This window comes from Mesorhizobium sp. M7A.F.Ca.CA.004.06.1.1 (genome assembly GCF_003999135.1).
Classification (GTDB): domain Bacteria; phylum Pseudomonadota; class Alphaproteobacteria; order Rhizobiales; family Rhizobiaceae; genus Mesorhizobium.
The window spans coordinates 1-7,552 of sequence record NZ_RZPQ01000235.1; the positions used below are offsets into that span (position 1 = coordinate 1).

At 64.1% G+C, this 7,552-nt stretch carries 8 protein-coding genes; 4 read left to right on the plus strand and 4 right to left on the minus strand.

Going from position 1 to position 7,552, the window contains the following annotated elements; genetic code table 11:
- The 3 genes from EN906_RS15935 to EN906_RS15945 form a co-directional block, all read left to right on the plus strand.
- A partial coding sequence (locus EN906_RS15935) for an iron chelate uptake ABC transporter family permease subunit (RefSeq protein WP_164777193.1) occupies positions 1–501 on the plus strand: 501 nt, incomplete at its 5' end.
- 109 nt (positions 502–610) lie between these two features.
- The gene (locus EN906_RS15940; RefSeq protein ID WP_127273365.1) at positions 611–2,335 is read left to right on the plus strand and encodes an ABC transporter ATP-binding protein; all 1,725 of its coding nucleotides are present in this window, start codon (positions 611–613) and stop codon (positions 2,333–2,335) included.
- Between the two features lie 98 nt (positions 2,336–2,433).
- The gene (locus EN906_RS15945) at positions 2,434–3,120 is read left to right on the plus strand and encodes an isochorismatase family cysteine hydrolase (protein WP_127269068.1); all 687 of its coding nucleotides are present in this window, start codon (positions 2,434–2,436) and stop codon (positions 3,118–3,120) included.
- Between the two features lie 6 nt (positions 3,121–3,126).
- Here the strand turns inward: EN906_RS15945 and EN906_RS15950 are convergent, their stop codons facing one another.
- Together EN906_RS15950 and EN906_RS15955 are read right to left on the minus strand one after the other, a co-directional pair.
- Positions 3,127–4,068, minus strand: a complete 942-nt coding sequence (locus tag EN906_RS15950; RefSeq protein WP_127269073.1) for an LLM class flavin-dependent oxidoreductase — start codon at positions 4,066–4,068, stop codon at positions 3,127–3,129.
- A gap of 109 nt (positions 4,069–4,177) precedes the next feature.
- On the minus strand, positions 4,178–4,333 hold the full coding sequence (locus EN906_RS15955) for a hypothetical protein (protein ID WP_127269069.1): 156 nt from the start codon (positions 4,331–4,333) through the stop codon (positions 4,178–4,180).
- 290 nt (positions 4,334–4,623) lie between these two features.
- Between EN906_RS15955 and EN906_RS15960 the strand changes: the two genes are divergently transcribed.
- The gene (locus EN906_RS15960; protein WP_127269070.1) at positions 4,624–5,391 is read left to right on the plus strand and encodes an SDR family oxidoreductase; all 768 of its coding nucleotides are present in this window, start codon (positions 4,624–4,626) and stop codon (positions 5,389–5,391) included.
- A 97-nt stretch (positions 5,392–5,488) separates the two neighbouring features.
- Here EN906_RS15960 and EN906_RS15965 read toward each other — a convergent pair whose 3' ends face one another.
- Positions 5,489–6,433 (minus strand): ABC transporter permease, encoded by a 945-nt coding sequence (locus EN906_RS15965; RefSeq protein WP_127269071.1) that lies wholly within the window; start codon positions 6,431–6,433, stop codon positions 5,489–5,491.
- Entirely contained in the window at positions 6,430–7,485 is a 1,056-nt protein-coding gene (locus tag EN906_RS15970) for an ABC transporter permease (protein ID WP_127269072.1), read from the minus strand. The genes EN906_RS15965 and EN906_RS15970 overlap by 4 nt, the downstream gene beginning before the upstream one ends.
- Between the last annotated feature and the right edge of the window lie 67 nt (positions 7,486–7,552).

Sequence of the window (7,552 nt, forward strand, 5' to 3'; positions counted from 1 at the left end):
GCGCTGCTTCTGGCCAGCGGCGATCCGCGCATGGACTTCCTGCTCGCCTGGCTGTCGGGATCGACCTATCGCGCAACGCCAACGGATGCCTTCACCGCCGCAACGGTCGCGGTCACCGTCCTCGCGCTGGCGCCGCTGACCGCGCGCTGGCTCGATATACTGCCGCTCGGCGAAACCGCCGCGCGTGGCCTTGGCCTGCGACTGGGACGTGTTCGCGCCACATTGCTTGCGCTCACCGCATTGGCCACCGCAACCGCGACATTGGTCATCGGCCCGCTGAGCTTCGTCGGCCTGATGGCGCCGCACCTCGCACGCATGCTTGGCTTCCACCGCGCCGTGCCGCAGCTTCTGGCCTCGGCCATGACAGGCGGGCTGATCCTCGTTGCCGCCGACTGGGCAGGGCGGACGCTGATCTTTCCCTGGCAAGTGCCGGCCGGCCTCATCGCCGCCTTCGTCGGCGGCCCCTATTTCATGGCGCTGATGTGGAAAGGCAGGCAATGAAGTCCGTCCTGGCATATTGCCGCCCTTGCGCTGCCGATTGTAAGCAGCGCCCACCGATGACGGCCGGCGCGCTCACCGCGCCCGTCAAGACAGCTTGCGGTTCACCTCGATGATCAGACGTTTCCTTTCCTACTACGCGCCCTGGAAGGGGCTGTTCGCGCTCGACTTCTCCTGCGCGGTGCTGGCCGGCCTGCTTGAACTCGGCTTTCCCATGGCGGTCCGCACCTTCGTCGACCAGCTGCTGCCGCAGCAGGACTGGACCTTGATCATCATCGCGTCTGCCGGGCTGCTGGTGATTTACCTGCTCAACACCGTGCTGATGGCGGTCGTCACCTATTGGGGTCACATGCTCGGCATCAACATCGAGACCGAGATGCGGCGCAAGAGTTTCGACCATTTGCAGAAGCTGTCGTTCCGCTTCTACGACAACCACAAGACCGGCCATCTCGTCGGCCGTGTCACCAAGGACCTCGAGGAGATCGGCGAGATCGCCCATCACGGCCCCGAGGACCTGTTCATCGCCATCATGACCTTCGCCGGCGCCTTCGTGCTGATGTTCACGGTCAACATGCATCTGGCGCTGATCACGGCGGTGATCGTGCCTCTGATCGCCTGGGTGACGATGCGCTACGGCGACCGCATGGAGCGCAACTGGCAGGCGCTGTACCGGCGTGTCGGCGATTTCAACGTCCGCATCGAGGAGAATGTCGGCGGCATGCGCGTCGTCCAGGCCTTCGCCAATGAGGAGCATGAGCGCACGCTGTTCGCGCATGACAACCAGCGCTACCGCCAGACCAAGCTCGACGCCTACCGCATCATGTCGGCCAGCAATTCGCTGAACTATATGGGCATAAGGCTGATCCAGCTCGTGGTCATGATCGCCGGCAGCTATCTCGTCATCACGGGAGGCCTCAGCAATGGCGGCTTCGTCGGCTTCCTGCTTTTGGTCGGAGTCTTCGTACGGCCGATAGAGAAGATCAACTCGGTGATCGAGACCTATCCCAAGGGTATTGCCGGCTTCCGGCGCTACACCGAGCTACTCGACACCGAACCCGACATTGCCGACCGGCCAGGTGCCGTGACTGTGGGCGGCCTCAAGGGCGACATCGAATATCGCGGTGTCAGCTTCGGCTATGGCGACGGCAAGCCGGTGCTCAGGGGTATCGATCTCACCATCCACGCCGGCGAAACCATCGCCTTCGTCGGCCCGTCCGGCGCCGGCAAGACCACCATCTGCTCGCTGCTGCCACGTTTCTACGAGGTCAGCGCCGGCGCGATCAGCATCGACGGCATCGATATCAGGGACATGACGCTCGCTTCGCTGCGCGGCCAGATCGGCATCGTCCAGCAGGATGTGTTCCTGTTCGGGGGCTCGATCCGCGAAAACATCGCCTATGGCCGTCTCGGCGCCTCCGACGAGGCTATCGCCGATGCCGCGCGGCGGGCGCAGCTCGACGGCATGATATCGGGCCTGCCGGCCGGCTATGACACGATCATCGGCGAGCGCGGCGTAAAATTGTCCGGCGGCCAGAAGCAGCGGCTGGCGATCGCCCGCATGTTCCTGAAGAACCCGCCGATCCTTATCCTCGACGAGGCGACGTCGGCGCTCGACACCGAGACCGAGCGCGAAATCCAGAAGTCGTTGGCCGAACTTGCCGAGGGCCGAACCACGCTGGTCATCGCACACCGGCTGGCAACGATCCGCGGCGCCGACCGCATCGTCGTCGTCTCGGAGTCGGGCGTCGTCGAACAGGGTTCGCACAGCGAACTGCTCCGCGCCGGCGGCATCTATCGGCGCCTGCATGACGCCCAGCATCTGGTGTCGTCGCGCTGATACGAAACCGCTGGAGCAATTCCAGGGAAAGTGTGAAACGGTTTCCGTTCGGAATTGCGTCAAGCAAACAAGTGCCGATCGAAAAACGGGAGCCAAAAATGATCAAGGCGACGCCCTTCGACTTTCCCTATGACGGCAGGCTGATGGCCGAAACCACCGCGCTGATCGTCATCGACCTGCAGCAGGATTTCCTGTCGACGACGGGCTACTTCGCCAGGCAGGGATATGATCCCTCGCCGCTCAGGGCGATCCTGCCGACCGTGAGCCGGCTGATATCAGCCGCCCGCAAGGCCGGTGTCAGGGTCATCCACACCAGGCAGGGCTACCGGGCTGACATGGCCGACATGACGCCCTACGAGACATGGCGCCGCAAGCGCGCTGGGCTCGAAGGCACCGAAATCCTGCTGCGCTCTGGTCCAGGATTCCAGATCGTTCCGGAGATCGACGTCGCCCCGCAGGACATCATCGTCGACAAGACCTGCAACAGCGCTTTCACCTATACGGATTTCGAACTTGTGCTGCGCGCGCAAGGCATCACGCATCTGCTGTTTTCCGGATGCACCACGGATGTCTGCGTCCACACCACGCTGCGTGAGGCCTGCGACCGCAATTTCCAATGCCTGACGATTTCGGACGCCTGCGCCAGCGGCGACAGACAAGCGCACGAAGCAGCCCTTCACATGGTGACGGTTGAAGACGGCGTCTTCGGCGCGCTAACGGGTTCGAGCGCTGTCATTGAAGGCCTGTCGCGGCTTGGCGACAGGCCCGAGGCAACAAAAGGCTGAAGAACTTCAGCCCGTTGCCCGCGTCTCCAATCCTGCACGAGACGCATATGCCCCAGGCTGGAATGCCTCGTGTTCGCGACGCGCCAGCGAATTGCGCAGCAGAGCGATCGTTTCCCGGCCGAGCGTTGCGATCTCGCGTGGCGTGTCGACGCCGACAATCATGAATTCATCGATCCCAAGGGCTGCATACGCAAGCAGCGACAGGGCGGCCTGGGCTGGTGGCCCGGCAACATCGACCGCCTTGTGGCCGGAGGCGGAAGCACCTTGGTGAATCCCGACCGGAAGCGCGAAGCGCAGCTTGCCGGCCCGACCATGTTCGGCGGCGGAGCGGCGCACCCGCTCCATCAATTGCCGGATCTCGTCGATCGAGCCGGGCGCCAATTCAAAGACATCGGCATGCCGGCCGGCAACTTTGAGTGCCGTTCCGGACTGCCCGCCCATGCGGATGACCAGGTCGGCGCCGTGCGGTCCCTTGCGCGGCACATAGCCGCCCTTGATGCTGTAGAACGTTCCTTCGTGGTCGAAGGGCCGGTCGTTCGACCACAGCCGCTTCAGCAGCACCAGATATTCGTCGATGCGCTGCCAGATGACGGTGTGCCCGACCGGCCGTGTTTCGGCGTCGGCGTCGCTCAGCGGCTCGCTGATCATTCTCAGCGCCAGGCGCCCGCCGCTTTTCCTGTCGATCGACGCCAGTTGGCGGGCCGCCACGGTCGGTTCGACCACGCCCGCCCAATGGGTGAGCACGACTTCCAGCGACGAGGTGCGATCGAGCACCTGGGCCGCAAAATCCATGTTGGTCAGCAGTCCGGCCGAATCGTCGATGACGATCTTGCGGAAGCCGCCATCCTCGATCAGCCCGAGCTTGGTCGCGGTCTCGGCAAAGTCGTAGAAAAAGGGAACCGCGGCATCGGCGGTCTTACCGGGAATATGCGTGAACTCGATCGGCATTGCCATGTCCTCCGTGGTGTCGGGCGCGCGAAAGCACGCCGAGGATTCGGTTCATTCAACTCCGATTGCCTGAAAGCGGTGGGCAGCTAAGCCCGGTCGATCTGACGACTCAGGGAATAAGGCCCAGCACAACGGCCCCGGTGAACACGAACGCAAGGGCAAAGACGAGATAGGCGAAAGCCCCGGCATAGGCCGGGCGAAAGGCCTGGGCATTGGCCGACCGCTGATCACTGCGATCCGTCTGGGCGTTCTGGATATAGGACATATCGACCTCCGTCTCGGCGGTTAATCTATAAAACTTGTAGACTTTGTCGATTGCTATTTTTAGGCCAAAGATGGAATAATTTTCTCCTATGGTGCTGGAAGTTGGTAGGCACTTGCTTAGAGGGAGCACTCTAACGGCCGATCCATATGGAGCGTCCGTTTTTTGCTTCTGCGTCCGAATGGACCTATGACCTTGCTTTCGCTGCGCTCAATTCGTGGATTGGCCGCCCGGCGCCGGCGCGGTAGCATCGCCCACCAGCAAAGCGAAATCGCCACACAGGGGGCAGAAAAATGGGCACAAGACTGGCCGGCAAGGTCGCCATCATTTCGGGGGGCGCGACGGGAATGGGTGGAGCGGCTTCGGAGCTGTTCGCCGCCGAAGGCGCCAAGGTGGCGATCATCGACCGCAACGGCGAGGCGGCCGCCGCAACCGCAGCGACAATCAGGGCGCGCGGCCATCTCGCCGAGCATTTTGTCGCCGACGTCTCCGACGAGGCACAGGTCGAAGCGGCCGTGAAGGGTGCTATCGAAAAACTCGGACCGGTCACCGTGCTGTTCAACCACGCCGGCACCATCGTGATAAAGCCCTTCCTGGAGACCACGGTGCAGGAATGGGACTGGCTGCATGCCGTCAATGTGCGCTCGATGTTCCTGATGACGCGCGCCGTTTTGCCCGGCATGATTGCGGCCGGCGGCGGCTCGATCGTCTGTACTTCGTCGATCTCGGCGGTGGCGGCGACTCCCAACGAAGTGCTCTACGACACCACCAAGGGCGCCTGCCACATGTTCGCCCGCGCCATCGCCGTCGAGTTCCGCGACCGCAACATCCGCTGCAACGCCGTCTGCCCCGGCTTCATCCGTACACCGCACGGCCTGCGCGAGGTCGCCGACCTCGGCAGGCTCGGCGTCGACGTCTCCGACGCGGCACTGGCCGCGCAGCAGGGCCGCATCGGCGAGCCGGAAGAGGTGGCGAGGGCAGCGCTCTACCTGGCCAGCGACGAGTCGAGCTTCGTCAACGGCACGCATCTGTTCGTTGACAATGGTTTTACGGCGATGTGAGGCTTTCCAGGGACAGGTTCTTCGTCCCAGGGACAGCTTGTCGCCCTTCCTCTACCCCGTCGATCGGGGGAGAGGAAAGGCACCAAGTCCTGCTCGTCTACCGTTCTTCCCGTCGAAACGGCTTGAGCAGCGCCGACGGTGCCGTCGCGTTGCGCGACATCACCGCCATGGCGACAATGGTGAAGATGAACGGCAGCATCAGGAACGCCTCGTAGGGGATGTGTCCGAGCCCGCTGGCCTGCATGCGCAACTGCAGCGCATCGACGAAGGCGAACAGCAGCGCCGCCCCCGCCGAGCGCCACGGATCCCAGCGGCCAAACACGACCAGCGCGATCGCCACCCAGCCACGCCCCGAGACGACGCCGAAGGTGAAGGCGTTGAACTGCGCCATCGACAGAAAGGCGCCGGCCAGCCCCATCAGCGCACCGCCGAGGATGACTGCCTGGAAGCGCGTGGCAATGACGCTGACCCCCGCCGAATCGGCGGCGCGCGGGTTTTCGCCGACCATACGCACCGACAGGCCCCATGGCGTGCGGTAGAGCACGAAGGCGGCCAGCGGAATGGCCAGGATCGCCATGTAGACCAGCGCGAACTGGCTGAACACCGCCGTCCCGAGCACCGGGATGTCCGAAAGGAGCGGGATCGGCAGTGTCTGAAACCCCTTGATGTTGGGCGGCACCGACTGCTGGCCGAAGATCAGCCGGTAGAGGAAATAGGCGAGGCCCGACGAGAACAGCGTCACGCCGATGCCGCAGACATGCTGGCTGAGGCCGAGCGCCACAGTGAACAGCGCATGCAGCGCGCCCATCAGCATGCCGGTCAGCACCGCAGCCAGCACGCCGAGCCACAGGCTGCCGCTGAGACTGGCGGCGGTAAAGCCGGTCATCGCCGACAACAGCATGATGCCTTCGATGCCGAGATTGAGCACGCCAGCCCGCTCCGAGAACATTTCGCCGAGCGTTGCAAAAGCCAGCGGCGTGGCGATGCGGATGATCGCGGCCAGGAAGCCGACCTGGAAGATCTGTTCGAACACCGCGCTCATCGGGCAACCCCGACGCGGCGGATGCGATAGGCGGTGAACAGCAGCGCCACCAGCATGGAAAGCAATGCGGTGCCCTGGATGACGTCGCTGAGGAAGGCCGGCACGCCGGTCGCCCGCGACATCGCTTCGGCGCCGGTCATCACGGCGGCAAGGAAGATCGCCGCCGGCACCACGCCGAGCGGGTTGAGCCGCGCCAGCATGGCAACAACGATGCCGGAATAGCCGTAGCCCGGCGAGATGTCGCTCATCACCTGGAAATGCACGCCGCCGACCTCGCCGACGCCGGCCAACCCGGCCAGCGCGCCGGACAGCAGCGCCGTCGAGATCAGCACCCGCTCGACATGGATGCCGCCATATCTGGCGGCTTCCGGGTTTTCGCCGGTGACCCTGATCCTGAAGCCGAGCGTCGTGCGCACGATCAGGAACCAGGTCAGCGGCGCCGCGATCAGCGCCGCGACGACGCCGAGATGCAGTCTTGTGCCTTCGAGCAGCACCGGGAAATTGGCCGAATCCTCGATCGGCGGCGAGATCGGATAGCCGCTGAAGGAGTCCTTCCACGGGCCTTCGATCAGCGCCATCAGCGCATAATAGATGACCGAGTTGAGCAGCAGCGAACTGACGACATCGTCGACCTTGAATTTTACTCTGAGCGTCGCCGGCACCAGCGCGACTGCGGCTCCCGCCGCGGCACCGGCGACCGCCATCAAGACCATGGCGAGCGGCCCCGGCATTGGAATGGCGCCGACAAAGCAGCTGGCCACCGCGCCGGCCAGCAATTGCCCCTCGGCGCCGATGTTCCAGAATTTGGCCCGGAAGGCGACCGCGACCGCCAGTCCGGTGAAGATCATGGGTGTTGCACGCACCATCGTTTCGGTGATCGCATAGCTGTCGCCCAGCGACGCCGTGAACATCACGCCATAGGCTTCGAGCACGCCGGCGCCGGCCAGCGCGATGAGGCCGCTGCATAGGATGAGCGTCCCGCCGATCGCCAGCAATGGCAGAGCGAGGTTGAACCAGGCAGGTGTGCTTGTGCGGGCTTCCAGGCGGAACATTAGGCGGCACCCTCTGTTCTGTCTGTCGAGCAAGAATTCTGACGAAGAGGGACCCCCACCCCTAGCG